The sequence below is a fragment of the Kribbella sp. NBC_00709 genome (assembly GCF_036226565.1).
Taxonomy (GTDB): Bacteria; Actinomycetota; Actinomycetes; order Propionibacteriales; family Kribbellaceae; genus Kribbella.
In genome coordinates this window covers 6923571-6949955 of the sequence record NZ_CP108996.1, presented here as the reverse complement: position 1 = coordinate 6949955, position 26385 = coordinate 6923571, and the positions used below count along the sequence as shown (strand labels likewise).

Annotated in this window: 25 protein-coding genes, 4 tRNA genes and 1 riboswitch; of the genes, 10 read left to right on the top strand and 19 right to left on the bottom strand. The window is 66.1% G+C overall.

Annotated elements, in window-relative coordinates:
* Positions 1–4 precede the first annotated feature (4 nt).
* Positions 5–565 (bottom strand): CGNR zinc finger domain-containing protein, encoded by a 561-nt coding sequence (locus OHA18_RS33975; protein ID WP_328999442.1) that lies wholly within the window; start codon positions 563–565, stop codon positions 5–7.
* Positions 566–694: 129 nt separating this feature from the next.
* Here OHA18_RS33975 and OHA18_RS33970 point away from each other — a divergent pair.
* Positions 695–766 (top strand) — tRNA-Val (locus OHA18_RS33970).
* A 62-nt stretch (positions 767–828) separates the two neighbouring features.
* Here the strand turns inward: OHA18_RS33970 and OHA18_RS33965 are convergent.
* The 10 genes from OHA18_RS33965 to OHA18_RS33920 all read right to left on the bottom strand — a co-directional run bounded on the left by OHA18_RS33965 (position 829) and on the right by OHA18_RS33920 (position 9062).
* Positions 829–2040, bottom strand: coding sequence for a tyrosine-type recombinase/integrase (locus tag OHA18_RS33965; protein WP_328999441.1), 1212 nt, complete (start codon positions 2038–2040; stop codon positions 829–831).
* Positions 2041–2047: 7 nt separating this feature from the next.
* Positions 2048–2332 (bottom strand): helix-turn-helix domain-containing protein, encoded by a 285-nt coding sequence (locus OHA18_RS33960; RefSeq protein WP_328999440.1) that lies wholly within the window; start codon positions 2330–2332, stop codon positions 2048–2050.
* On the bottom strand, positions 2329–3636 hold the full coding sequence (locus OHA18_RS33955; RefSeq protein WP_328999439.1) for a DUF3631 domain-containing protein: 1308 nt from the start codon (positions 3634–3636) through the stop codon (positions 2329–2331). Before OHA18_RS33955 ends, OHA18_RS33960 begins: the two co-directional genes overlap by 4 nt.
* Entirely contained in the window at positions 3633–4505 is an 873-nt protein-coding gene (locus OHA18_RS33950) for a bifunctional DNA primase/polymerase (RefSeq protein WP_328999438.1), read from the bottom strand. Before OHA18_RS33950 ends, OHA18_RS33955 begins: the two co-directional genes overlap by 4 nt.
* 26 nt (positions 4506–4531) lie before the next feature.
* Positions 4532–4954 carry an RRQRL motif-containing zinc-binding protein gene (locus tag OHA18_RS33945; RefSeq protein WP_328999437.1) on the bottom strand — a complete coding sequence of 141 codons (423 nt, stop codon included), beginning with the start codon at positions 4952–4954 and terminating at the stop codon, positions 4532–4534.
* Positions 4954–5310: a hypothetical protein gene (locus tag OHA18_RS33940; protein ID WP_328999436.1), complete on the bottom strand. Its 357-nt coding sequence runs from the start codon at positions 5308–5310 to the stop codon at positions 4954–4956. Before OHA18_RS33940 ends, OHA18_RS33945 begins: the two co-directional genes overlap by 1 nt.
* A gap of 194 nt (positions 5311–5504) precedes the next feature.
* Positions 5505–7733, bottom strand: coding sequence for a cell division protein FtsK (locus tag OHA18_RS33935; RefSeq protein WP_328999435.1), 2229 nt, complete (start codon positions 7731–7733; stop codon positions 5505–5507).
* A 2-nt stretch (positions 7734–7735) separates the two neighbouring features.
* The gene (locus OHA18_RS33930) at positions 7736–8596 is read right to left on the bottom strand and encodes an ABC transporter permease (RefSeq protein ID WP_328999434.1); all 861 of its coding nucleotides are present in this window, start codon (positions 8594–8596) and stop codon (positions 7736–7738) included.
* A complete protein-coding gene (locus tag OHA18_RS33925; RefSeq protein WP_328999433.1) occupies positions 8593–8817 on the bottom strand; it encodes a hypothetical protein in 225 nt (74 codons plus the stop codon). The genes OHA18_RS33930 and OHA18_RS33925 overlap by 4 nt, the downstream gene beginning before the upstream one ends.
* Positions 8814–9062, bottom strand: a complete 249-nt coding sequence (locus OHA18_RS33920; RefSeq protein WP_328999432.1) for a DUF6284 family protein — start codon at positions 9060–9062, stop codon at positions 8814–8816. The genes OHA18_RS33925 and OHA18_RS33920 overlap by 4 nt, the downstream gene beginning before the upstream one ends.
* A gap of 172 nt (positions 9063–9234) precedes the next feature.
* On the opposite strand from OHA18_RS33920, the gene OHA18_RS33915 reads away from it, so the two are divergent.
* From OHA18_RS33915 to OHA18_RS33905, 3 genes are all read left to right on the top strand, one after another.
* Positions 9235–9471 carry a hypothetical protein gene (locus OHA18_RS33915; protein ID WP_184835070.1) on the top strand — a complete coding sequence of 79 codons (237 nt, stop codon included), beginning with the start codon at positions 9235–9237 and terminating at the stop codon, positions 9469–9471.
* A 140-nt stretch (positions 9472–9611) separates the two neighbouring features.
* Positions 9612–10805: a helix-turn-helix domain-containing protein gene (locus OHA18_RS33910; protein WP_329006182.1), complete on the top strand. Its 1194-nt coding sequence runs from the start codon at positions 9612–9614 to the stop codon at positions 10803–10805.
* Entirely contained in the window at positions 10802–11344 is a 543-nt protein-coding gene (locus OHA18_RS33905; protein ID WP_328999429.1) for a flavoprotein, read from the top strand. Before OHA18_RS33910 ends, OHA18_RS33905 begins: the two co-directional genes overlap by 4 nt.
* An 11-nt stretch (positions 11345–11355) precedes the next feature.
* Here OHA18_RS33905 and OHA18_RS33900 read toward each other — a convergent pair whose 3' ends face one another.
* Entirely contained in the window at positions 11356–14589 is a 3234-nt protein-coding gene (locus OHA18_RS33900; RefSeq protein ID WP_328999428.1) for a DEAD/DEAH box helicase, read from the bottom strand.
* 496 nt (positions 14590–15085) lie between these two features.
* Positions 15086–16327 carry an MFS transporter gene (locus OHA18_RS33895; RefSeq protein WP_328999427.1) on the bottom strand — a complete coding sequence of 414 codons (1242 nt, stop codon included), beginning with the start codon at positions 16325–16327 and terminating at the stop codon, positions 15086–15088.
* Positions 16328–16383: 56 nt separating this feature from the next.
* Here OHA18_RS33895 and OHA18_RS33890 point away from each other — a divergent pair, with 56 nt between their 5' ends.
* Entirely contained in the window at positions 16384–17343 is a 960-nt protein-coding gene (locus OHA18_RS33890) for an ArsR/SmtB family transcription factor (protein WP_328999426.1), read from the top strand.
* Between the two features lie 15 nt (positions 17344–17358).
* Here the strand turns inward: OHA18_RS33890 and OHA18_RS33885 are convergent, their stop codons facing one another.
* Both OHA18_RS33885 and OHA18_RS33880 read right to left on the bottom strand, forming a co-directional pair.
* A complete protein-coding gene (locus OHA18_RS33885) occupies positions 17359–18339 on the bottom strand; it encodes an aldo/keto reductase (RefSeq protein ID WP_328999425.1) in 981 nt (326 codons plus the stop codon).
* Between the two features lie 50 nt (positions 18340–18389).
* Positions 18390–18830, bottom strand: a complete 441-nt coding sequence (locus tag OHA18_RS33880) for a pyridoxamine 5'-phosphate oxidase family protein (protein ID WP_328999424.1) — start codon at positions 18828–18830, stop codon at positions 18390–18392.
* A 112-nt stretch (positions 18831–18942) separates the two neighbouring features.
* Between OHA18_RS33880 and OHA18_RS33875 the strand changes: the two genes are divergently transcribed.
* The 4 genes from OHA18_RS33875 to OHA18_RS33860 all read left to right on the top strand — a co-directional run bounded on the left by OHA18_RS33875 (position 18943) and on the right by OHA18_RS33860 (position 20276).
* A complete protein-coding gene (locus OHA18_RS33875; protein ID WP_328999423.1) occupies positions 18943–19818 on the top strand; it encodes a sigma-70 family RNA polymerase sigma factor in 876 nt (291 codons plus the stop codon).
* Between the two features lie 166 nt (positions 19819–19984).
* A tRNA-Gly gene (locus OHA18_RS33870) sits at positions 19985–20057 on the top strand.
* A 49-nt stretch (positions 20058–20106) separates the two neighbouring features.
* Positions 20107–20177: transfer RNA gene (locus OHA18_RS33865), tRNA-Cys, on the top strand.
* 27 nt (positions 20178–20204) lie between these two features.
* Positions 20205–20276 (top strand) — tRNA-Val (locus OHA18_RS33860).
* Between the two features lie 189 nt (positions 20277–20465).
* Here the strand turns inward: OHA18_RS33860 and OHA18_RS33855 are convergent.
* The 4 genes from OHA18_RS33855 to OHA18_RS33840 form a co-directional block, all read right to left on the bottom strand.
* Positions 20466–21086 carry a DMT family transporter gene (locus OHA18_RS33855; protein WP_328999422.1) on the bottom strand — a complete coding sequence of 207 codons (621 nt, stop codon included), beginning with the start codon at positions 21084–21086 and terminating at the stop codon, positions 20466–20468.
* A gap of 377 nt (positions 21087–21463) precedes the next feature.
* The gene (locus OHA18_RS33850) at positions 21464–22207 is read right to left on the bottom strand and encodes an SDR family NAD(P)-dependent oxidoreductase (RefSeq protein ID WP_328999421.1); all 744 of its coding nucleotides are present in this window, start codon (positions 22205–22207) and stop codon (positions 21464–21466) included.
* A 16-nt stretch (positions 22208–22223) separates the two neighbouring features.
* Complete coding sequence (gene rsgA / locus OHA18_RS33845; protein ID WP_328999420.1) at positions 22224–23291, bottom strand: ribosome small subunit-dependent GTPase A; 1068 nt, start codon at positions 23289–23291, stop codon at positions 22224–22226.
* A gap of 149 nt (positions 23292–23440) precedes the next feature.
* Positions 23441–24625 (bottom strand): YihY/virulence factor BrkB family protein, encoded by a 1185-nt coding sequence (locus OHA18_RS33840; RefSeq protein ID WP_328999419.1) that lies wholly within the window; start codon positions 24623–24625, stop codon positions 23441–23443.
* A 63-nt stretch (positions 24626–24688) separates the two neighbouring features.
* On the opposite strand from OHA18_RS33840, the gene OHA18_RS33835 reads away from it, so the two are divergent.
* Entirely contained in the window at positions 24689–26305 is a 1617-nt protein-coding gene (locus OHA18_RS33835) for an acyl-CoA dehydrogenase family protein (protein ID WP_328999418.1), read from the top strand.
* Positions 26305–26384: riboswitch (ZMP/ZTP riboswitch) on the top strand. It overlaps the preceding gene by 1 nt.
* Position 26385: the final 1 nt, after the last annotated feature.

The window sequence follows — 26385 nt, the reverse complement described above, 5'->3', positions numbered from 1 at the left end:
CCGGCTACTCGCCAGAGGCTTTACGGCGTTCGCGGTAGGCCGCCACGTGCAGGCGGTTGCCGCAGGTGCGGGCGTCGCAGTACCGCTTGGAGCGGTTCCGCGACAGGTCGATGAGGGCGTCGTCGCAGTCCGGCGCCTCGCAGCGGCGGAGGCGTTCGCGTTCGCCGGCGGAGATCACCTGGGCAAGCGCGATCCCACACTCCACCGTGATCCGGCACGCCAGCGACGCGCCCGCGCGTGAGTAGTGGATGTGCCACGGATGCCCGTCGTGGTTGGTCAGCCGCGGAGTCGACGTACCCCGCGCGATGATCGCGTTGATCATCGTCGCCGCGGACGCATCGGAATCCGTGGTGAACACCGGCGCGAACAGCGGCCGCAGATCGCGAACCTCGGCCAGGTCCTTCTCCGTCAGCGTGTCGACCGCACTGAACTCCCGCTCCTGGACGAACTTCTCCAGTTCCTCGAGGATCTCCAGTGAGTCGACCTGGCTGTTCGGTCCGGGCATGGTGTTGACGAGCCGGACCAGCGTCCCGAGCGCCTGCTCGGTGTCGTGCGAGAAAGTCACAATCACGTCTCCAACGCGACGGGATCTCCGTCCTGCAGCAAGAGTAGCCCGGCCCGATTAGATCGTCGCTGCAATGATGCGCTAAGGTTTCACCGCACCACCCCATACGAAACATCAGCACCATCATCCGGGCGATTGGCGCAGTGGTAGCGCGCTTCGTTCACACCGAAGAGGTCACTGGTTCGAACCCAGTATCGCCCACCCGAACAACACGCAGGTCAGAGCGGGAACCCGGCAGACGCCAGGTCCCCGCTCTTCTCGTTTCAGTCCTCTTCGGGCAGCGAAAAGGCAGCGAGAGCCCCAAGGACCCGCTCCTGAGAGCCTCCCTGCACATGTGTGTAGATCATCAGCGTCGTCGTCGGCCGCTCGTGCCCCATCACCCGCTGTACGTCGGGAACCGGCACACCCGAGGTGATCAGCCATGACGCGTACGAGTGCCGGAGATCGTGGAACCGCAGCCCACCTTCCGCGTGGCGCGACACGGCTTTGACCGCCTGTGCCCTGGTTTTGAACAGCTCGGTCTCGTCTCCGGTCGGGGTCGGCCAGGTGCCCCGGAACTTTTCGCTGTCCTCTGCGACCCAGCCGAGCAGTCCGGCCCGGACGAGCGACGGCCGCCAGATCCGAGCCCGGAAGAGTGTGCGCCTCAACGGGGTGCCCGCCTCGTTGATGAACACCTCCCCCGCCTGCCCCGTGCCGTAGAGCTCGCGGTACTCCTCCAGGAGGCGGCCCACCATCGACGGAACCGGGACAACGCGCCTCCCAGCTCGCGACTTCGGGTAGGGCTTCGGGGTCACATGACCGTTCACCTCAACGGCCACGCGCTCGACTCGCAGAGTGCCGGCCACTAGGTCGACCGACTCCCAACGGAGTCCGACGCATTCGCCCCACCGCAGTCCAGTACCGCCAGCAAGAGCGACGATCGCTCGGTGCCGCTCGGGGACGGCCGGGAGGAGTTGGGTCGTGAATTCCTCCCGGCTGATCGTCTGCCTGTCCCCCGCCTGCTGCCGCTTCTTCGGTAGCCGTACGTCCTTGGCTGGGTTCACTGCGATCAACCGATCGCGGACAGCATTCTTCAGGACTGCACTGAACAGACGGTTGCATTCACCAACGGTTGACGGCGACAGCTGACGGGAAAGAGCGGTAATCCACTTCTGCGTGGACGAATGGTCGATCGCGGAGAGCGGAGCGTTACCCCAGTGCGCGACCACGTGATTCTTGAGCAAGGACAGATCCCGTGCACGCGTCGTCAGCTCGACATTGTGCGACTCGATCCACTGCGCGGCGTAGGTGCTGAACTTGATGCGTCGTGCAGCGTGCGGATCGACGTACGTACCGGTGTGCTTGGTTGATTCGATCGTGGCCAGGAAGGCAGACGCCTCCCGACGAGTCGGGAAGGTCTTCGACGGCTGGCGACCGGTGGCGTCACGCCAGCAGGCTTTCCAGCTTCCAGCGGGGGTCTTTCGGACGTAGCCCATTTCGGTGTCAGCTCCAGTTCGATGCGGTCGCGAGGGTTGCCGTGTCGTCGGGAATCGGGGTGGCGTCAAGCCAGGTGTGGAATGCGCGGCGCGGCACAACCCAGCGGGTGCCGAGGCGGCGCGCGGGAATCTGTCCGGTGCGGACCATGAGGTAGGCGGTGTTGCGCGAGACGGCCAGCAGTCGGGCGACCTCAGGGACCGTGTAGACCAGGGCTCGGAAGTCGTGAACGGTCGCCGTCGATTCGTCGTCCGGAACGGGCATCAGGTGCGGCACAGGTGCTTGGCTTTTCATGCGGCTCCAGAGGTCGAGTCGGCGCTGACAGCTCTGGGGACCCAAGGCGTACCAGCCGTACCAGCCTCGTTTTGGCTGGTCAGGGTCAATGAGGCTTGAGTGCGTGGTACGGCTTGAGCCGTACCAGAGGCGGAAGCCTCCTCGGGGCTGACCTGCGACAACGAGGCTGGTACGGCTGGTACGGCTTCCCCACCGGCAGGTTTCGGCTCGGGGCAATAGCGGTTCCACGCGTCGACGAAATCGCTGCGGTAGTAGCCCTTCGCCTGCCCGGTCGGGAACCGGATCGTGTCGCTGTGGACCTCGAAGTCCCGCAGCAGGTTGCCCATCCGCATCGCCGTCAGCCCGGCCTTCCCGATCGTCGCCCAGGGCGCTTCGGGGTCGCTGTGCAGCCGCTTGAGCAGCTCGGCGGTGGGCAGCGCGTCGGCGTCTTGGAACGCGGTGCGGCAGTCGGCCAGCAGCCGGGTCGGTGTCGATCCCTCGTCGCCCGCGTCGCGGTCGCTGGTGAGCGCCACAGCCGCCTTGCGGGCGGCTCGGGGCCAATGCCCACCTGCCAGGTCGGCAACGGCAATCATCGGCTCCCACGTGTCCGCAGCGCGGTCCTCCAGCGGCATATCCGGCGCGGCCTTCGTCAGCTCGATCACCTGCGGGGCGAGCCACTGGTTGAGCAGTTGGCGCAGCTCGTCCAGCTCGGGACCGTCGCGCCGGACCCGGTACGGCGCGACCTGCTCACCGGGCGCGCGGCGACGCATCCGGATCACCGCAGCGCGGTCCTCGATCGTGTCCGGCATCGCACCAATGCCCGCGAGCGCTGCCATGGCGAACGTCTGGATCTTCTCCACGTTCTTCGTCCCGGCGTCGTAGCGCAGCGCCGGACGGCCGCGCTGGTGACCGGCGTTCAGCAGGCCCCGCAGGTCTTCGTTCTCCCCGGCCTTCGGGCCAAAGATCGTGTCGGCCTCATCGATCAGCAGCGTCGGAGGATCGGACGGTGCCATGCCGATTGACCGGTACACGGCCGACGGCGACGCGTTGACGGTCATCAACGGCCGATGGCACATCCCTTCCACCATGTCCAGCAGCCGCGACTTTCCACACCGCCGCTCTGGCGCCCGGATCACCAACCGGGGCGCACAGTTCCACGCCTTCACGGCGTGGCTGGCAGCGATCCACAGCACCACCGCAACGTGCGCTGAGGTGCTCGGCAAGATGACGTACCGGCCGATGGTCGCGGCCACGTCATCTAGCAGCTGCGCGCCATCGATCAGCTGCGCCGGTTCGGCGTTGTGGGTGTCGGTAGAGGTGGTCATGCGGCGATCCCTTCGTCATGGAAGCCATCAGCGATAGCGGCTCGAATGTCGCGGGCGGTCTGCTCGACTTGCTGCCCCACGTCGGTCAGGGCGGCGATTGCGTCGGCGTGACTGATCGCCCCGGCCGCGACCATCCGCGCAACGCCTCGCGCGGCCCCGTAGAGCGTCGTTCGGCGCTTTCCCTCGGCTGCGTTGCGGACGGCGTTCAGCGTTGAGGTGAGCAGTCCGTCAGGGTTGGAGATGCCCCCCGCTTTCGTGGTCCGGATCGGGCCGCTCGGGTTGCGGGTGGAAGTGGCCGGCGCGGTGGGTAGGCATGCGTCGATCAGCGCGGGGGGCATCTCGATCGGTTCGCACAGTCCCTCGCTCCACCGGTAGGGCTGGTGGGTGCGGTGGTGGATCGACGGCGGGAGGACGACGTAGCCGCCGTCGGCTTTGATGTCGATCCCGGGCCGGTTCGGCATTGGCCGTGAGGGGATTTCGCGGCCGGGGTGGCGGTAGTACAGGTGCTGTCCGAACGAGCCTGTGACGACCCACAACGTGCGCGGCACCAGCTGGCCCGTGACCAGGTCGGCAAGGCTGTCCGCTCCCCCATGAGCCGGGTCGACGTCGACCACCACCAGCCCAGAGGCAGCGCCTGTTCGTACGGCAAGCTGGCCGCTCGGTACAGCGCCCACGATCAGCCTCACGCGTTCGGGGTCGGTGGTGGCTGCGTAGAACCCGTGGCACGTCAGGTGCCCGCACGTCGCAGGGTCGTGGGGGTTGTCGCGGCAGTCGTTGCAGTTGGCAACGGGCCGCTTGGAGCGACCGAGCATGAACACCGGCCAGCCGCGACCGGCCGCAGCGAGCGCGGCGGTCAGTAGGTCGTGCATAGGGGTGGTTCCTCCTCGAGGTGGATTTAGGCAGCGGTCGGGTAGCTGGCGGTGTCAATGCAGGTCAGGCACCGACCGTCAGAGGTCGGGATGCAGTAGGTCTGGACCCGCCCGCACAGCCCGCAGGTCCGCCGCGCGGTCATGGCCTTGTCCAAGGCGTTGAGCTGAGCCGGGGACGGGACGCGGGAAGGTCTGGCGAGGTCGAGCCGGTACAGCCACGCCCACCGCTTGCCGTTGCGCCACACCAGCAGCGCGTACGGCTCCTGCCCGCCCGGAGACATCCGCATCGCCCGGAGCTGGCGGCGGGTGGCGAGCCCCGCAGGTGCCCACCGGAACCGGAACACCGGAGTCCCGTAGTAGTCCCAGCCGAGAGCCTGCTTGCCGTTCCACAGCTCCACCCATTGCGATCGGGCGGGGTGCAGGCTGAGCCCGTCCAGCGCGGCGCACATCACTTGTCGCCCTTGCTGGTGGAGTTCTCGCCTGCGCCCCGGACAGCGCGCATGTGGTTGATGACGTGGCGTCCGAGCCGGACCCGCAGCCCCGAGCCGTCGCACTTCCCGCAGTGCCGGAACGCGCTGCCGAACGGGGACTTGAACTTGCCGACGCCCTTGCAGCGACGGCACTTGCCGAACGGCCACACCAGGCAGGTGAACAGGTAGAACCCGACGACGATGGTCACGATCAGTAGGACTGTGGCGACCTGTCCGGCGGTGTGGACGGTGGCGGTGAGGGTAGCGACGGCGTCGGAGCTGTCACTACCGTGGGTAGCGGCGGCAGGGATAGCGGTAGCGGCGCGGGACAGCATGGGTAGCCTCCAACGGGCTGTTTTGGGCGTGAGGAGCCGTGGCCGCTACTCGCTACGCGTGAGCGAACGGCCTGGTCAGGTTTGGGTTGTGGGGTAGCGGCACGGGTAGCGCAGCCGCTACCGGTAGCGTCGGGGCCGCTACTTCACCAGTCCCGCACCCTCAGTTCAGTTGGTTACTCTCTGTTGCCCGCGGCTTAGGTGCCGGAGCCGTCGCGGCGGGCCATGGCGGCGCGCAGGTCGTCGGCGCTGACGCCCTTGCGGACCACGCCGTCCCGCTTCACGTTCACCGACGGGACGCCCTGCGCGCGGGCCTGAGCGGAGATCGCATCGGGGGTCGTGCCGTCGTACTGCTCCGGCATTTGGTTGGTCAGGCGTCCGGCGAGGGTGTCCCAGTGCGCCTTGCCGTCAGGCCCCATCACGGCCAGCAGATCGGCCAGCACGTCACGGCTGGCACGCTCCAGCTCCTCGCCCGCCGCCTCGCCCGTGAGGGTGCCGAGCTGCTCGCGGCGCTTCCTCGCGGCGGTCAGGATCTTGTCCGCGTCGGCCGCGTCGGCCAGGAACGACCGCACGGTCGGGGTGTTGTCGGTGACGCCGTACAGGTAGCCGACGCCCCGGTACTCGTCTCCGACCGGCAGGGCAGAGGCGTCGAACCCTTCGGCGTACGCGTCGCCACCGAGCACAGCTTCGGACACGAGCCGGTTGCCGCACTTGAGCGCGAACCGCACCGAGTGGTTGTCCCGGTACCGGTTGAACAACCGCCCCACATCACCCGCGCCGACACCGGACGGCTTCTGCGAGCTGGACTCGATCACGACGCCGGCACTCGGACCGACCGCCTGAATCCGGGAGAGCTTGGCCGCGATCTCCTTGTTGACCGCCTGGTCCTCGGTCTCGAAGTAGACCTGGAACTCCTCCATCACCATCACCAAAACCCGCAGGTCCGGGTAGCGCGGGTCGCGAGCGAGTTCCTTGGTCAGCTTGCCGTCCGGGCACATCGTGACCGGCAGGCTTGTGAGGATCGAGTTGACGCGGTCGATGTGGGCGAGGACTTCGTCCAGGATCGCTTGCAGGTTCTCGATCGGGTTGTTGTCGTTCGGGTTCGGGTGGGTGCCGAACACGGTGCGGTGGGCGATCTTCTTAAACGCCAGCCAGTCCGGGGAGTTCTTGCCGTCAGCAACGATGAGCTTCACGTACGGATCTGAGGCCGCGTGCAACGCGACCAGGCGAGCAAAGAACGTCTTGCCCTTACGGGGCTGCGCGCCGACCAGCAGCGAGTTCCACATCAGCGACAACGTGACGAGCGCGTCCCGCTCGTCCTTGCCCAGCTTCACCGGGTCCCAGATCGAGCGCGGCTTGCAGTCCAGCAGATCCGACCGGCCCACCGCGACCGCCAGCGGGTCCCGGTCCGCGACAAACAGCGTGTGGCGGCGTGAGCTGGTCTTGTCCGGGGTCAGGAACACCTGATTGGTGTGCACGTCCAGGCCAGAAGCGATCTTCTCCCGCGCACCGGCAACGTCCGACCAGCCCTTGCCGTACGGGAGATCCACGACCACCTGAGATCCGGTATTGCGTGCGTCCCGCGACATTTGGGAACCGAACCGCACCTCCTGGTCCGCCTTGTCCTGCTTGCCGAGACCGGCCGCGTAGTAGGCACGCAACACGATGTCTGAGTTCAGCTTGCGGAACCGGGGCGCGACCACAGCGGTACCGACCAGGGTCTGACCGGCCGGGCGGCCGTAGTGCGCCAACCCGGCGACCGCAGCCGCACCCACAGCCGCGAGACCAGCGGCCGGGGCCGCGTTCCACGCGATCGGCAGCCCGATCAGCAGCCCGAGGTTCTGCAACGCCAGCACACCACCGCGCCACATCCGCGTGGCCTTGAGCTGGCGGTGGATCTTCTCCCACTCCTTCAGCTCCCCCGCGTCGGCAGCCTTCTGCTCCAGCGCAACCGAGTTCGGGACCCACCACCACCGCATCTGCTTACCGATCAGCCGCGACAAACCACGCCCGGCGAACCAGCCGAACTTCGTTGCGTACCAGGGCGATCGGACCGCGTGGAACGCCGTCACGTGTCCAGTACGAGCCAGAGCGCGGGTGGTGGTGGCGCGCAGGTTCTGCGGGAGCAGATGGGTCGGGATGATCGGCAGCCGCTGTCCGGCTGCGACCGGTACCGGCAGACCGGGGGTGTCCACCAGCACGATGACCTTGCCCGTGGCTGGGTCGTCGTCGGTGTCGTCCAACGCGATCTCGTAGGCGGTGTCCATCGACTCCACCTCACCCGCCGACAGCGGCACCAGCACGCCGGCCGATTCCTCCGGGGCCTGCGCGGGCTCCGGTACGTCGTCGTCTCGGCGGGCGCGGCGCGCGTCCAGGTCGATCGGGTCGGGCAGCTCGTTGTTCTGGTGGCTCATGGGCTCAGTCATGGTCAGTGGCTCCCGTTCTCGCGGGTGTGGATCAGGTGGGCCAGCGCGGCACCCATGCCGAGCACGGCAACGGGCAGGCAGGCAACAACAGTGGTGATCTGCCACGGCGCACGGGTGACGCCAGCGGCCTCCAGCAGGTGATAAGCGACCTGCCCCAGCGCGCCCAGTGCGAGCGCGGCCAGCGCGGAGGTCTTAGCGAATCGGCGCGCCTTGACCGGGACCCGGCCGGACAGCCACACCCGCAGCGCGAACGCCGCGTACGTCTCGACACCGATCGGCAGCGTGATCGCCGAGTTGATCGTGAAGCCGTCCGCGATCCCCGGCAGGGGGTGCACGACGCCGAATCCGGTCAGCTCACCGAGCCCGACCCACCCTGACCAGACCGCGACGAACGCGGGCAGGGCCAGCATCAGCACCGGCCACGACCGAAGCGGGCGCATCTCGTCCCCAGTCTCAGGCGTGGTGTCCGTGCTCGCCTCAACGGCTGGGGAGATGCCCCCCGCGTCGGCAACCGCGGGAACCGGCTCGACCGGCACGGCGTCGGCGGCAGGAACCAGGTCTGCGGGCGGCGTGACCTGCGGAATCCGCTCCGCAGCGTCGTCAGACGCCGTGTCGGTGGTGGCGGTCGTGGTGGTGGTCGCGTCCGGGTCCGGCACCGAGTGCAGGTACGTCTCCGGGCGGTCGTCGGTGCGCTCGTCGATCAGGGTGGCGTGTACCGCCCTAGCCTTGTCCTTACCGACTCGCAGGTGCTTCATCAGCCGGTTCTGTGACGGGACCTCGCCCAGCTCGGCAGCGAGACGGCGTGCGGCCGGGATCAGGTCCTCAACCGGGACCGGGTACGACGTACGAAGCGGAGTACTCATCGCGCCTCACCTCCGGTGAGCTGGTCAGCGACCCAGCCACCCGCGTGCGGCAGCGTGTCGGTGGTGTGCAAGACGTGATCGCCACGCCAGACGATCCACGCCGTTCCCAGTGCCGTACGGGGTGAGAAGACCTGGACCAGGTCGTAGCCCGCGACCTTCCACCAGCCGAGGTCGACCCGGACGAGCATCGGCGCGGAGGTCTCGGCAACCTGCGCGGTCATGCCGCGTCCTCCGTCTCCGGCTCGCGGTCGGCCAGCTCCCGCCCGATGTCCAGCACTCGGCGCTCGGCGCGCCGGACACGGCGCGTCTCCAGCGCCGACGCGTACGGACCGGCGTTGATGAACGCGATCTGCGCGTCCAGCAGGTCCAGCTCAGCCGCGATCAGCGGCCATTCCTGCTCGATACCGGCGAGGTCTGCTGCCGATGGTTCGTGGCTAGCGACGGCCGACAGGTGGATGATGCTCATTGGGTTGTGCTCCTGTTCGTGAAGGGACTGGACCGGCCCTGACGCCTCGGCGGTTGCACCCGCCGGGGCGTCGCTCTGTCGGGCCTGACCAGAACATGAAGCGAAACTAAGGTGCGCACCACGGTAGCGCTTGAGCAATGGTTGCGCAAGCGAGGTGCGATACCCTGGATGGGTGACTGATCTACGCGACGAGTTGAAGTCGGCCACGCTGCGGTATCGCGAGACCGAAGCGGCCCACGAGCAATCCCGGACAGAGATGCTGACCGCCGTCCTCGCGGCGCTCCGTGGTGGCGTGCCGCCTACTGAGGTGGAGCGGCTGTCGCCCTTCACAGCGGCGTACATCCGCAGAGTTGCCCGTGCGGAAGGCGTCCCGCCAGCGGCACCGGGACCGAAGCGGGTGAGCTCCTGAATGGTCGGCTCGTTCATGGCTCCAGCGTCGAGGCGAAACGATCGATTGATGTGCACTCGGCAGGCTGCGCACTTTTGTGCGCGTTGTTCGGGCTAACCGGCGGTTGACTAGGGAGACCACATCAACGAGGGGAAGTGCAGATGCACGTAGGTGAGCGCATCGGGGCCTACCGCAAGCGACGCGGCATGTCGCAAGACGCCCTGGCGGGACTCATCGGAATGTCGCGCTCCTGGCTGTCCCAGGTCGAGCGCGGCATTCGTGGTGTCGATCGACTGTCCACCCTGAACGACCTAGCAACCGTCCTGCGCATCGACGTAACCGACCTCATCGGCCGGGAGTGGGTCCTCGCGCCGGACGCACCGGAGCACGTCAAGGCCGTCGACGCCGTCCGAAGCCAACTGGCCAGCTACCACCATCTCCTGGGTGAGCCAGCAAGTCCGTGGCCTCTCCCCCAGCTCCGTAACGGCTCTGTGCAGGTCCACCAGGCTTACCAGGCAGCCAACTACCACACAGCTACAACGATGCTCCCGGACCTCATCCGCGCCGCCGACGGGTACGACGGCTACCAAGGCCGCGATGGCAGGGAGACCCACCTAGCGCGATGCTCGGTTTACGCGGCCGCCGCCAAGCTCCTTACGAAGGTCGGTGAACACCAGCTCGGCTGGCTTGCCGCCGACCGTGCCACCCACGCAGCTATGGCCGCCGAGTCCAAGGCTGCACAGGGTCTCGCCGCATACCAGGTCGTCTGTGCTCTGCTCCGCAGCGAGCGCACCGACGACGCGGAACGGATCGCCGTCCGATCGGCGGAAGGTCTCATGTCGATGACCGGTTCGGACGCGCCAGACGCCGTGTCGCTCGCTGGCTCCTTGTGGCTCATCTCCTCCGTCATCGCTGCCCGCCGCTCAGACCGTGCGACAGCGACCGAACGGCTGACGACAGCCGGACAGCTCGGAGACCTCCTGGCGCACGACGGCAACCACTGGTGGACCGCATTCGGCCCCACGAACGTCCTGATTCATCGCGCCTCGGTCGCAGCCGAGTTCGGAGAGCCGTCCAACGTCCTGCGCGTCGCGACCGAGATCGACCTCGACGCTATGCCGGCCGGACTCCAAGGCCGCCGCTCCCGCCTGCACATCGACCTGGCATGGGCGCAAACCCAAGCCAAGAACGACATGGAAGCGATCCTTCACCTCCAGGCCGCCGAGCGCGTAGCTCCCGAGTCGATCAAGTACCACACCATCGCCCGTGAGTTGGTCCGAGAACTACTCCGCCGCTCCCGCAAGCCCAGCCCGTCTCTGACCGCCATCGCTACCCGCGCAGGAGTCCTCGCGTGACCAACCGCACCCTGTACATCGTCGTGTGCGGGGCACCTCTCGCCTCCCGCACCGCTGACGGCGTCAAGGCCGCCCGAGCCAACGGCTGGGACCCCTACGTCATCCCCACCGAAGCAGCCCTCCCCTGGCTCGCAGACCAGGACCTAGGCGACACCCGCGTCATCACCGGCAACCGCACCCCAGACCAGCCGAAGCGCACCCCACCACCCGACGCCGTCGCTGTCGTCCCCATGACCTTCAACACCCTCAACGCGTGGGCCAACGGCAACGCCAACACCTACGCGCTCACAACGCTCTGCGCGTCACTAGGCTCGCATACCCCCACGGCCGCTGCCCCGTTCGCCAAGCATGACCTAGCCGGTCATCCGGCATGGTTGGCATCGCTTGCGGTGCTCCGGTACGCAGGCGTGACCATTGTCGATCCACATGATGGATCGAGAGCCGCAGCAGAGCCAGTCGCATCCGGAACGGGCAACGAAATAGCATCCGCCTTCCGTTGGGACTGGATCTTTGCAGCGCTCGAAGAGAAACAGATTTGATACGGCACGGCTCAAGCGCTGCACCAGATCGCAAGCGGTGCGTTAACCGTCGTTCTGAGATATGCCTCAGTTGATGCCAAGAGATCAAGCTGCTGGATAGTTGCCTTTGATCGCGAAAGACCGGGTTGCGCAATCACGATCTCCATCCTGCGGCGGAGAATAGTCGCCCTATCCCGCACCTCATAGAGTTTACGAATGTCGCCGACCTCGAACGGACTCACGCCGTCTCGCTGATTCTTCTTGCGGGCCCGGTCATGCAGCGTCCGAAAAAATGGACCGAGATCACTGCGCCGCCACACCACCGACTTTTGCGCCTGGCCGCAGACCTCGTATAGGTCAGCAAGACGAGCGCCAACCTTTCCTTCGTGCGCGTATTTGCAATGGATAAGCTTGACCAGCAAGCCTTCAGGGTCAATCCGCATCGCCACCAGGTCGGCGATTTCCCCCTTCCCATCGTCATCTATAATCAAGTCCCAGGGATCAGTGTCGGCCCGGAGTTCAACTAGCGCTCGGTATTGAATCGATTCCTGAAGCTTGTCACGGGTCTGAGATTCCACGTTTAGCTTGGTCTCGCCCCAATCCAAGACGGTCAATTTCTGCCGCTCATACGGCGTCCTGTCCCATTTCGGCTGATACAGCAAGTCATTCTCGATGATCCGATCGCCATCGAGAATGAAGAGGAGGCCGAACTTGTTTAACCAATCACTTAATCGCACTTCAGATCCCGCACGCAAAATTACAATCTCGATCTTATCTGTGCATCGATACACAATTCGACCAGATTCCACCGACGCTTCATACGGAACCGACCAACTCCCACTCCTGACCGTAAATCGAAACGCTCCTTGAATCGGCCCTACCTCAGGGACCAAATCGGTAAACACGGCCTGATACACGCTTCCGGCGTGTGACAATCGCATGCTGTCCGCCTGGAGCGTGTGCACTAACCACGGCCATTCGACTGCCAGCAAGACGCCGCTTGGCAACGAGGTGAGCTCCTCAGGCAAAATGAACTGCCCAATGACCTTGTCAATGCTGATAGTTTCATCCAGCAACTTCTTGCCAATGGAGTCGCACCAGTCACACCACTCCTTGATCGTTGAGGCTGTCGCGTGCGACCAGATCCGACCCTTGAGCGACGCACTTATGTTGACGATTTCACCGTCACGGTAACCGCTTCCGGAGATGTTCGTCTGAGACTTTGTGCTCGCCTCGGCCTGGCTGAAACTCTCGGTCACGTCCGGCCCAACATGCATCGAGAACCGACGGAACTGGTTGTGCGCGTCGAGGACACCTACGTTTGTTGGCACAAGCCTGTCAATGTCGGCCATTGCTCGATAAACACTCGAGCCTGTGAATCGTTGCGCACCTGACCCGAGAACAGCTTCCGCCAGCTCTTCGAACACTCCATCGTTAGCCGAGTTATTAATATAGAGCAGCTTGGTCTGCTCATTAAAGTACAGAACGTAAAGCTGGTATGAGACCTCCTCGATTGTCTTCAGGTCGCCCCATCGGACCTTGTCTCTGTTCTCAATCACGAACCACGCGACACCAGCGCTCTGATTCAGCCCGATCGGAAACGTGTAGAAGTTTTCCTCACCGAAGAATTCAACAACATTATGCGGCTCCCATTTTGCAGTCGGAGCGCGGTAGACGACGGTGCTCATTTTCGGGAGTAGACTCCGCAGATCAACTTCAGGTGGCCGGCTCGTGAACCCAGCCTCAAAATCGCTTATCTCATGCTGCTCCTGGACGGCGGCCTCCGATAGGTCTCGGACAATCAGATTCCAATCCGAGTCCTCGGCGTATAGTTCCCGCAGACGCCTGTCAATATCCATCTCTGACCTGGCGACGAACATCGACGCCTCTCCGTACTTTCCCGTTGAGGAGGTCCGAGCGAAGCGTCCAATGAACTGCAGAGTCACCCCGAGACTTTTCTGCGGATCATGCACCGCCGCGATCTTCAGGGCAGGCAGGTCAAAGCCTTCGCCGAGCATGTTCACACAAATGATGATATGAGAGTCACGGGCGCGGACGGCTCGCAGAGCCTCGCGCTGATGCTTCTTGGACATCTGACTGTTGATGATTACGGGGTTTAGATCGGCCGCGATATGTTGATAGATTGGAAGTATTGCCATCGCGCGCGGGATTCCGCTCACCCGCGCCATGAGTACATGATCAAAATTGCTGTCTAGGTCAGCACGCAGTCTCTCGACACTTTGTGTCGCGACCGCAAGATCGACGTTGTCGAAGTCGATAACTGACTTGTAGTTGATCTTGGAGAAGTAGTTCTGTGCTTGAGCTTCGCGCAGCGGGAACGAGTAGATGGTCCGACCCTGCAAATGTTTTCCATCTTCGCGAAACGGTGTCGCAGTAAACTGCACCACGTTCTTCTCGGCAAAACGCTCGCGAATGTCGGTCCAGGTGCGCGCCGCCACATGGTGCGCCTCGTCTACGAACAGATGCGAGCAAGCACCCACCATCGCCTCGATTGCATCTTGATCCGACGCGCTTAGAGATTGAGGCGTGGCGACAATGACGTTACAAGCTCCAGCAAAGGTCACAGCTTGTGAGATTGATGAGAACCCATGCGCGACGCGGCCGACAACCGGCCGAGCTGCCACGTTCGAGACGATGCCAAGTTCCTGAAGTACACCCAGTGTTTCAAACTTCCCAGCGATCTGATCACGCAGCGAGTCTGACGGAACCAACACGAGCAGGCGCTCAGGCTTGGCTGCGACCAGGAGGGCGAGCATCGTCTCCGTCTTCCCTGTTCCGGTCGGCATCACCACAGTGGCGGGCTGCTTCTGATTCGTGGTCCAGTAGCCGAGGACCGCGTGCAGTGCGCCCAGCTGGGGAGTCCGCAGTCCTGGTCGTGAGTCCGAGGCTCCGGAGAACGCGATAGCACCGTCGTATGACGCTAGGACGTCTGCTGGATCCTGGAGTTGGAGAGCGGCGGGCGCGTTCCACGTCGCATGGCTCAAGCCGTCGCCCGGCTTCGCGCCAACCGGCAACCTCACCCAGAGCGCCCCCGCGTCGAGCGGCCGGTCTACGGTCGCCGCATCCCAGGCGCCATATTCGTTACTTACTGTCAGCGCTGAAGGCTCTCCTGAGACCCTGTCAAATCTGCTCGAGGGCACGCGCAGCTGCCGGATTCGGTTGCCGTCGATGTTGTCTTCCCGAGCCCACAGGTTGGCACAGCGCCACCCGCCTCGATCCCCTGACTCGGCGTCGCTCTCTGTCATCAGAGAAGCATGACATCGCAGCTATCTCGCGGCTAGACCAGTTAGCGGACCGAGGCAGCAAAGAGGCAGCGAGCCCGGCGCGTTCGGTGACTTGCATGCATCGCCAACACGTCCCTCTGGAGGTGTAGAGAGCGACACAGGACCCTTTGCTACGAAGAATCCGCATTCACACCGAAGAGGTCACTGGTTCGAACCCAGTATCGCCCACCCGGAAATCACTGAGGCCGGTCCCCTAGGGACCGGCCTTTCTCGTACCGCGTTGTCCTCACGAGCGGACGTATCAGCAGCTTGCTGGCAGCTCATCTACTCGGGTGGGGGTTGATGGTGGCGGGTCCGCAGACCATCACGACGCCGGGAAGGTATCAAGGCGTTCGGCGGGACGGGGAGTTGACGTGTACGCGATGACTGGAACCCGGCATCCCGGCCTGCCTGAAGGGAACGCATGGGGCGCCAGACCGGGGTGGTCGCACGGGTGGATGGGAGCGGCGTCTGAGCATCAGGTGAGGACGGGGGTGTTGTGCTGATCTCTCCGTGTGGCGGCGTGGTTGGCGAGTATGGCGGTTGCTGTGCCGGTGATTGCGAACAGTGCGCCTAGGGCTATCCAGCCTGGTATGCCGTGGTCGATGGCGGTTGTGGTGACAACGGCTGGGGCGAGCATCAGGGCTAGTGCGTTGCCGGTTTGGCTGAGGCCTTGGTAGGCGCCGGCGCGGGTGGGGTCGGCCAGTTCGAAGGCCATGCCCCAGCCGCCTGCTTCGCCTTGTGTCTCGGCTGCGGAGGAGGCTAGGGCAGCGAGGAACAGTACGGCGGTTGCTGCCGCCGCGCCGAGCTGGCCTGCTACGGCGAACAGCACGCAGGCAGCGAGCAGGAAGAAGCCGGCTCGGCGTACGGATCGCCCGGCGGTGCGCAGGTTCTGTGTGCCGCGGGAGGCGCGGACCTGGAAGAGCGCCACGTAGGCGGTGTTCACGAGCAGGAGCGCGGATACGACGATCGTCGGGGCGTGGGTGTGGTCCGCCACCCACAGCGGTACGCCGACCGTGGTCAGTCCGAAGTGGATCGCGAGGATGGCGTTGAGGACTGTCGAGGCGACGTACGTGCGATCCCGTAGCGGGGACTGTCCGCCTAACGCCTTGGCACTGCTGGCGGCGTCCATCCGTGCAGCCAGCCCGGGGACCCTGCGGCGCAGGCCGATCAATGGGATGGTGCCGAGGATCGTGATCGCGCCGACGAGTACGACTGTCAGGCGGTAGGCCATCGTGGTGTCGGCCACCAGAGCCAGTCCCGCGAGCAGGGTGCCGACTCCGATGAGGACGTTCATCACCACCCGCAGCCGGGCGCGGACAGCGACCCGCTCCGGGCCGACGTACCAGCGGGCGAGCAACGTCATCTGTGCGGTGCTCTGCAGGCCGCGGGTGGCGGAGACGCAGGCCGCGACCAGTACGAAGCTGACGAGGTTGCCGGCCAGGGCGTACGCCAGCAGCGCGGCTCCGTTCGCTGCCAAGGCCCATTGCTGGAGCCGATCGGCTCCGTAGCGGTCGCTCAGTCGACCACCGGCGTACGACGCCAGGACGCCGACCCCTCCGGCGACAGTGAGACCGATCCCGACGACCGCGGCGGACAGGCCGACTCCGCGGGTGAAGTAGAGGGCGCTGACGGCGAAGAACATTCCGCGGGACAGCGACATCGCGGCCACGGCGGAGGCGAGGGCGCGCTCGAGGGGATCGCGGAGGAGTTCAGGCACCTGACAGTTGTTGCATCCGGAGATCCCGTGACACCAGAGATGTAGCGTATTGCTTCATGATCGAGTACGAGCTCGCGGGCAACGACCTCGGCGAGGTGCGGTTCGCGATCTCGCCGCTGAACGAGTTGGTCCTCTCCCTGCGGACCCTGCGCGATCCCGGCCGGTTCCCACTGCAACTGCCCTGGCTGCGGGCCACCGCACCGGCGCGGGCCGGGCTCGACCTAGAGATGCTCGGCGCGCTCACCAACGAGTCACTGTGGACGCCGGACTTCCTGACGCCGCGGCCTTACACACCGCTCGGCAGGATCGACGACGAACTGGCGGCGCTCACGGGCACACCGGCAGGCGTCGTACGCGCGGATCTCGCGGAGGTCCATCCGGCCACGCTCCCGCCGATACTCCGGGGTCGCCCCGACCGGGTGCTCGATCGGGTACTGGCGGCACTGCAGGACTACTGGGATGCCTGTTTCGAGCCGCACTGGGCACGGATGCGGACGGTACTCGAGGCCGATGTCGTCTACCGCGGCCGGGTCACAGCGCAGGCCGGTCTGGCGGCGATGTTCACAGGGATCGACCCACATGTGCGGCTCGACGACACCGTCCTGCAGATTCGTCTGCGCAGCGACCTTTCCTACCGCACCTCGACCGCGGGTCGCGGCCTGACGCTCACTCCGTCGCTGTTCAGCCGGCGCGCAGCGGCGCCGATCTCTCCCGAGGAGCCGCCGCACATCATGTACCCGGCCCGCGGTCTCGGAACGCTGTGGGAGACCAGAACAACTACACCGCCGACCGCCCTGGTCGGCCTGATCGGCCGTGTTCGTGCGCAGTTGCTGAGGCTGCTCGAGACGCCGACATCGTCGACCGAGCTCGCCGTACGCCTCGGAGTCACACCGACCGCGGTCAACCAGCATCTGCGCGCACTCCGCGCAGCCGGTCTGCTCATCTCAGCCCGGCACGGCCGCTCAATCCTCTACCGTCGCTCCGACCTCGGCGACCGAGTCATCCGCGGAGCGTAGATGACCAGTCCGCGGTCAGGCGTTGTCCAGCTGATCCATCAGGTTGGCGTCGAGCTGGATGGCGACTGCGGCGAGCGCCTCCTCCAGTTGCTCGAGTGAGGACGCACCGATGAGTGGAATGACGTTGTGGTGCAGGAGCCAGGCCAGCACAACCTGGTTCGGAGTCACGCCAAGGTCGTGGGCGATCTGGCGAAGAGCCTCGTAGCGAACGTAGGCGGTCGGGTGCGCGTAGCCGCGCTGAGCGGAGAAGGGGCGGTCTGGACGCGTGTACGAGCCAGTCAGCAGAGCCTGGTACGCAACGAGCGTCACGTCGGGGTGCTCCGACAGATAGTCGAAGTGCTCGACACCTGCGTGCTGAAAGTGCGGAGTGCCGTGCCGGCGAACGCCCTGCAGGGACGGCGGGTTCGGCCAGAGGTAGCTCGAGTGCTGCTGGATCACGGAGTACTGCGCTACGCCTTGCGCAGCTGCGGTCTGCCGGGCGCGATCCAGCCGCCACGTGGCCGTGTTGCTACAGCCAACCAAGTCAACGACCCCGTCGGCGGACAGCTGGCCAAAGGCGGCGACAGTCTCGTCCAGCGGCGTAGTCCGGTCGTCGATGTGCGCGTAGTACAAGTCGATCTGGTCAACACCCAGCCGACTGAGACTCCCCTTGACTGCCTCGGCGACTACTGACGCGCCGAGTCCTTCCCAGTGCGCGTCATCTGGATCACCAGGAACGGTGGTACGTGCGCCGCACTTTGTGGCGATGAACAGCTCGTCACGGTTGCCGCGGGACTGCATCCAGCGGCCCAGGAGCTCCTCGCTGTCACCGCCGTGACCGTGCCACTGGTTGTAGTTGTTCGACGTGTCGATGAACGTCCCGCCTGCCTCCACGAAGCGGTCGAGGATCGCGATGGCGGTGTCGGTCGGTGTCGACGTACCGAAGTTCATGGCGCCCAGGCAGAGCGCGCTGACGGTACGGCTGCTTTCACTGGTTCCGATAGTTCGAGACAACATGCCCTCCAGCTTGCTTGCTGGAGCGCACTCGAAGTCAACCCTGAGGAGCGCTAGACGAGCCAGACTCCCGCATCCATGAGCACACGGTCCTTCAGTTCGTCGACCTCGCGCCAGGCCTGGATCTTGGTGGGTGTGACGCGGAAGAACGGGTAGTTGCGCAAGGGCCGCGGGTCGAAGCCGGCCTTGGCCGCGAAGGCCTCGCCTTCGGCATCGCTCACGTCCGCCACCGCAACAGTCCCGGTCACGTGGATGACGTCGCGCATCTCCCCCACCGTCAACTGCACGCGCGGATTCGCCTGCAGGTTGCGGGCCGTCGGGTTGGTGACGGACGTCGACAGCAACAGCGTCCCGTCACTCCACAAGAACGACAGCGGCATCAGGTACGGCGTACCGTCGGCCGAGGCCGTGGACACCCAGGCGTCGACGTCCTGCTCCAGGCGGTGCAGGGTGTCCTGCTTGCGTATCGGCAACGGGCGGGCTGGTGCCGTCATGACCTGCTCCTCTTCGTTCTGCTGTCACATGTAGTCCTGGTGGACCGTCAATCGCATGACGGCGCTGGGCCGTGCGGTGTGACACGTGGCGTACAGGTGGAGTGGCAGAGTGATGAATGTGGACAGCGACGACTGGCTGGCGACACGGTTCGAGCAGAACCGGGACCGCCTGCGGTCTGTCGCGTACCGGATCCTAGGCTCTGAGCCCGAAGCAGAGGACGCAGTACAGGAGACCTGGATCCGGCTCAGCCGCAGCGACACCGGGACAATCGACAACCTGGGCGGCTGGCTGACCACGGTGGTCGGGCGGATCTGCCTCGACATGCTCCGTACCCGGCGCGGTCGGCCGGAGTTGCCTGTCAGCGACCACTCCCCCGTGCTCGCTGATGACGTCGTACCCGATCCAGAACTCGAAGCGGTGCAGGCAGATACAGTCGGACTCGCGTTGCTCGTCGTACTGGAGACGCTGTCGCCGGCCGAGCGGCTGGCGTTCGTACTGCACGATCTGTTCGCCGTACCGTTCGAAGACATCGCACCGATCATCGGCAAGTCACCTGCGGCAGCACGGCAGATCGCGAGCCGCGCACGACGCCGAGTCAGGGGTACGCCGGAACCCGCCAGCGTGGATGTGATTCGACAGCAGGAAGTGGTCAGTGCGTTCTTGGCAGCCGCGCGCAACGCGGACTTCACCGCACTGCTCGAAGTACTCGACCCCGAAGTCGTCATGCGGGCCGATGCCGGCGCCAGCGAGCGCGGGATCGCCGCGAGCATCACCGGGCACGACCGGGTCGCCGCCGCGTTCAACGGACGGGCACAGGCGGCCAAACTCATGCTGGTCGACGGACTGCCAGGACTGGTGTGGATGCAGCGCGGCGAACCAGTCGTTGTGTTCTCTTTCACGGTCGTCGACGGGCGTGTCGCAACCATCGATCTCCGGGGCGATGCCGACTACCTGCAAACCGTTGATCTCGCGTCGTTGCAGGCATGATCCGACGGCGTGGCGAGTAGACAGATCCGGTGGGACAGGTGTGACAGATGAGGTGCGATTCGCGCTCGTCGTACCCGGATCGCGACGGCGTGGAATCCGGTTTTTGTCCCGGCGGAAAGTGCGCTACTGTTCTGCTCTCGCACCGAGGGAAACTGTTCGGAGCGATGCGGACGTAGCTCAGTTGGTAGAGCGCAACCTTGCCAAGGTTGAGGTCGCCGGTTCGAACCCGGTCGTCCGCTCGGAGAGGGTTCGGCAGGCCACCATCCTCAGATGTCGAACAGCTTCACTGGTGGAGTGGCCGAGAGGCGAGGCAACGGCCTGCAAAGCCGTGTACACGGGTTCGAATCCCGTCTCCACCTCGAAACCTCAGTACTCTTGAGTTTCCTGGACGATTGGCGCAGCGGTAGCGCGCTTCCCTGACACGGAAGAGGTCACTGGTTCGATCCCAGTATCGTCCACGAAGGCGATAGGCGAGCTGTGCCTGCGGAATGCGCAGGCCGGCTCGCCTTCGTTATTTGTGCGGCTGCGCTTCGCTTGCCGCGCGGCGGGGGCTCCGCCACCCGCACCCCCTGGGCCTTCGCTTCGCTCGGCGGCGGGGGTGGGGTGGGCGGTTAGGTCACGGGCGTAGGCCGGGGTGGGCGGTTAGGTCATTTCTTGGGTTGGGTTGCGATTGCTAGTAGGAGGATTGCGGCGCCTGTGATGGCTAGTGGGGTTGGGTGTTCTTGGAAGAGTGCTACTCCTATGGCTGTGGCTACTACTGGTTCTAGTAGGGCGATTACCGACGCGGTGGAGGCCCGCAAGGCTCTTAGGCCTGTGTAGAAGAGGGTGTAGGCGAGGGCTGTCGGGATCAGGCCGAAGTAGGCGATCAGTAGCCAGCCTGTGGTGGTTGTGGGTAGGCCGGCGAAGGGCAGTAGGAACGCAGCGCCTGTGAGGAAGCCCAGGAATGCTGTGGTTAGGGGGTCTGGGGTGTTGCGGTTCAAGAGGGTTGTTGTGGAGTAGCCGGCTGCTGATAGGAGGGCTGCTGCTACGCCGGTGAGGTTGGCGGTGCCGGTGGTGGTTGTCAGGAGGGTCAGGCCGGCTAGGGCTGCGAAGACTGCTGGGGTTAGGCGTTCTCGGGTTGCGAGGGTTATGAGGATGGGGGCAGCGCCTAGGGCCAGGACTGTGGCTATGCCTACGCCTACTCGGGGGATGGCGGCGAAGTAGCCGAGTTGGCACAGGGCCAGGCCGGCGCCGCTCAGTAGGTGGCGGAGTGGGGTTGCGGCTAGCACGGGGCGAGCGGGGCCTCGGTGGGTCAGGCGGCGGGCTAGTGCTAGCCAGAGGGCTGCCGCGGCTAGGCGCCAGAAGGATGTGGCTGTGGGGGTCAGTCCGGCGTACTGGTGGAGGAGTGCGCCTGTTGGGCCGCCGGTGCCCCAGGCTAGGGCTGCGATGACGACGTAGATCAGAGCGCGTCTGGTTGAGAGACGGGAGTGCATCGGGTGCTCCGGGGTGTTCGCGGTGAATGGTGGGGCGTTTGCGAACAGCCCGAAGGAGCTCAGGTCAGAGCGACCTGAGCGTGTGAAGCCGTCCGCTAAGCGGCGGCCGGCGGGGTGATGATTCGATGCACGAGGTGGACCTTAGCCAGTCCCCCGGGTGTGCGGCGACTGGTTTACATGCGCAGGTACGAGCCGCCATTGAAGTCCAGGACGGTGCCGGTGGCGAACTCAGCTTCTGCAGATGCCAGGTACAGGATTGCTGCGGCGACCTCGGAGGGGTCGGCCACTCGTTCGAGAGGGCTCTCCAGGCGACGGCGGTCGTAGCCTTCGCCGGCCAGGTTCACGGCAGCCATGTCGGTGACCGTCCAGCCGGGGGCGATGGCCGTGACGGCGATGCCTTCGGGTCCCAGGGCTCGGGCCAGCGATTGGGTGAAGGAGACGATCGCGGCCTTCGAGGCGCCGTACGCCGGCTGGTTCGGCTCGCCGCGGAAGGCGCCGCGGGACGAGACGTTGACGATCCGGCCGCCGCGGCCCATGTGCCGGACCGCGCACCAGGTCACGTTGGACGGGCCGACCAGGTTCACCGCGAGGGTGTCGGCCCACGCCTGCTGCCACTCGGCGTACGTCGTGTCGCGGATCCGGTGCGGCACGTACAGGCCGGCGTTGTTCACCAGTACGTCGATGCTGCCCAGCACCCCAGCTGCCTCTTCGACCATCGCCTGAATCGCGTCCGGATCGGCGAGGTCCGCATGCACGGCGACATGACCTGTGCCGGGCAACTCTTTCAGTACCTGAGCGGCCGCATCGGCAGACGAGCTGTAATGCACCGCCACCCGATCACCTGCGGCGGCGAACGCACGCGCCGTCGCCGCCCCGATCCCCCGCGATGCCCCAGTCACCAGCACAGCTCGGCTCATGCAGGTGATCTTTTCATCAGGGTCGTGGCTTGTGGTCGCGGCGGTAGGACTTGCTGGCGCGGACCCACTCCTTCTTCATCTCGTTCCGGAGGCGGATGTCCGCACGACGGGCCATGTACGCCGCCTCCCGCTGCAGCTTCACCCAGCTCTCGTACCGCCGGTACGGCAGCGACCCGTCGTCCAGCGCCGCCCGCACCGCACAGTCAGGCTCCATCACATGCGAGCAGTCCTTGAACTTGCACTGCTCCGCCAGCCCGGTGATGTCCGGGAACGCTGCCGCCAGCCCCTCCCCGGACTCCTGCAGACCGATCCCCCGCAGCCCAGGCGTGTCGATGACGACCCCACCAGTCGGTAGCACGATCAGCTCGCGCCGCACCGACGTATGGCGGCCCTTCCCATCCTCACGGATGTCTTGCACGTCCAGCAGCTCCACGCCGGCTAGTGCGTTGACCAGCGACGACTTGCCCGCTCCACTGGACCCCAGCAACGCCAGAGTGGCATCCCCGTCCACCAGCGCCCGTACGTCGTCCATGCCTGCACCAGTGGTCGCGCTGCACACCAGTACGTCGGCACCCGGCGCAGCCAGCGCTACGTCCTCTGCCACGGAGTCGGCGTCCCCGACAAGGTCGGACTTCGTGAGTACGACGACCGGCCGCGCGCCGCTCTCCCAGGCCAGCGCCATGAACCGCTCGATCCGCACGATGTTCGGCTCCGGGACCAGACCGACGACGATCGCGATCACATCGACGTTCGACGCGAGCACCTGCCCGCGCGACGACCCGCCGACCTCCGCCCGCACGATCGAGGTACGGCGTGGCAGCACTGACTCGACCGTGATGCGGTCGTCCGGCCAGAATCGCAGTACGACCCAGTCCCCTGTACACGGGCCGGCCTGCGAGTCAGAAGCGATGGCGGTGAGGAGTGCACCGGACCAGCTGGCGCGGACCGGACCGTCCTCGGTGAAAACAGTCGCCAGGCCCTTGTCGACCCGGGCGACGCGTCCCGGGACCAGCTCGTCCGGGACGGACTGCAGAACCTCGGCCGTGGAACTGTCGAGTCCCAGAGCCTGGAGTGTGGCTGACATGCGGCGAACCTTTCAGAGGGTCCGGCAGCGAGCTCAGCTCAGCGGACGGACGGTGTGGGAGACAGCGGCCCATTGGGCCTCGTCGTAGCTCATGGCGGGTGCCTCCCTTCCGGTCCGGTCGGTCCCGAGCCAGGGACCGTGCGATGTGGTCAGACTAGGTCGTCGGTGTCGCTCTGCGCACCGGATTTTCCGACCGACGCCGGCTTCCGCACCGGCTCGGCAGACGGCGCCGCAGATGGCTCGGCAGATGGCTTAGTGGCTGGCGCCGCAGCCGGCTTGGCGGGTGGCTCAGCGGGTGGAGTCTTGAGCGGCCGCTCGGCCAGCTCCTCGAGCTTGCGCGCCACCTCGGCCTCCGGGCGCTCGTCGGACTCCACCGGCGTCAGCGAGTGCTCGTGGTGCGGCTCCGGCTCGGCCTTCATCACCGGCTCGACCTCGTCCGGCTCGTCGGCCTCGGCCTGCTTGACCTCGGCGACATGCTGCTTGTGCGGCCACAGCCGGTCCACGACAGCATTCAGCGCCGCACCTATCAGTACCGCGATAGCTGTCATGTACAGCCACATCAGTACGGCGATGGGCGCGGCCAGTGGACCGTAGATCGACGTACCGCCGACCGTGCTCTGCAGGACCCACCGCAATACGAAGCTGCCCAGGATCCAGATCGACAGCGCCAGGAACGAGCCGGGCAGGTCGGAGACCCACGGCGTCCGGATCGGCACCGACAGGTGGTACAGGGTGTTCAAGAAGCCCGCGGACAGGATCGTGACGACCGGCCAGTACAGCTGGTTCAGGAAGTCGAGCCGGTGCGGCAGCAGCGCGTCGACGGCGTCCGGACCGGCCAGCACCAGCGGCAGGACGATCACACCGATGATCAGCGCCGCGCAGTACAGGCTGAACGACAGCGCGCGGGTCCGGACGATGCCGCGCTTGCCGCCCATCCCGTACATGATCGTGATGGTGTCGACGAACACGTTCAGCGCGCGGCTGCCGGACCAGAGCGAGAGCACGAAGCCGATCGAGATCACGTCCGGCCGGCCGCCGTTCAGCACCTGGTCGAGGGTCGGCGAGATGACGCTCTTGATCGAGTCGTCGGTCAGCGCCTGGGCGGCCAGGTCGACGATCTGCTGCTTGACGTCGTTGATCGTCTCGACCTCGAACCATTTGCTCGCGATGTAACCGAGCGAGCCGGCCAGCCCGAAGATCAGCGGCGGCAGCGAGAGGATCGCGAAGAACGCCCCCTCCGCGGCCAGCCCGGTGACGCGGTACCGCAGACACACCCCGACGGTCTGGGTGATCAGCCGCCAAGTCGTCGCGGGGATCCGGCGAACCCATGCCAATGAGAGGGAGCTCCCACCAGTGGGTCCTGCCCCAGAACGTGCCATACCGCTTACCGTACTGACATGGCGGACCCATTCGCGGTAACGAATCAGGCTCCCCCACTGCGGGGCGTGAACTTCTTCACCCGGGATGCGGCGCTCGGTGACGCTCTGCGTCCGTACGCCGACCTCGCCGACGACCCCGGTCTGCACCGGATCGGCGAGCTGGCGGGGTCCGAGGAGGCCCGGGCGCACGCGCTCCCGGCGAACCAGAACCCGCCGGTCCTGCGCACCCACGACCGGTACGGGAACCGCATCGACGAGGTCGAGTTCCACCCCTCGTGGCATTGGCTGATGCAGCAGGCCGTCGGCTTCGGGCTGCAGGCGGCTCCGTGGACCAGCGATCGGCCGGCGCCGCATCTGACCCGGGCAGCAGGGTTCTACCTGTGGTCCCAGGTCGAGCCGGGGCACGGCTGCCCGATCTCGATGACGTACGCCGCAGTGCCGGCGCTCCGCGCGGACGAGCGCCTCGCGAAGGAGTGGATCCCGCAGCTCGCCTCGACGCAGTACGACGTCCGCCGGCTGCCGGTCGCCGAGAAGCACGGTGCGCTGGCCGGGATGGGGATGACCGAGAAGCAGGGCGGCTCCGACGTACGGGCGAATCTCACCACCGCGACGCCGGTCGGTGACGGTGAATATCAGCTCAACGGCCACAAGTGGTTCTGCTCCGCGCCGCAGGTGGACGTGTTCCTGGTACTGGCGCAGGCGCCGGACGGGCTGAGCTGCTTCGTCGTACCGCGGGTGCTTGCCGATGGCAACCGGAACCCGTTCGCGCTGCAGCGGCTGAAGGACAAGCTCGGCAACCGGTCGAACGCGTCCAGCGAGGTCGAGTTCCACGGGACCATCGGGTACCGCCTGGGTGCCGAGGGCGCCGGTGTTCGCACCATCATCGAGATGGTCGCCGCCACCCGGCTGGACTGCGTCCTCGGCTCCGCGGCACTCCAACGGCGCGCACTGGTCGAGGCGATCTGGCACACCCAGCACCGCTCCGCATTCGGCGGCCTGCTGGCGGACAAGCCGGCCATGCAGAACGTGCTGGCGGACCTGGCTATCGAGAGCGAGGCCGCCACAGCCCTGGCTATGCGTCTCGCGGCTGCTGTCGATTCCTCGGACCCGAAGGACGCGGCGTTCCGGCGGATCGCGCTTCCGTTGGCGAAGTTCTGGGTCTGTAAGCGGACGCCGTTCATGGCGGCGGAGGCGTTGGAGTGCCTCGGCGGCAACGGGTACGTCGAGGAGTCCGGGCTGCCGCTGCTGTACCGCGAGTCGCCGCTGAACTCGATCTGGGAAGGCTCCGGGAACGTCAACGCGCTCGACGTACTGCGTGCCCTCAGGCGACCCGAGTCGCTCGAGGCCTGGCTGCTCGAGTTGAGCGCGGTCCAGGGCGCCGACGACCGGCTGGATGCGGCCGTGAACGACGTACTGCAAGCGCTTGCTCACATCGAAGGCGCCGAGGCGGGAGCCCGCCGGCTGGCGGCCCGGATGGCCCTGTGCCTGCAGGCGTCGCTGCTGATCCGGCACTCGACGCCGGCCGTCGCGGACGCGTTCGTGGCGTCCCGGCTGGCCAACGACTGGGGCGGTGTGTTCGGGACCCTTCCGCGGACGACACCGTTCCAGCAGATCGTCGAGCGCACGATAGGGTGAGCGGGTCGCGACTGGCGCGCTGAGGTGGAGAACCACCGGGGAGCGAAAACCGTCGGCACCGTGCGCCTGGGTGCCTTCGA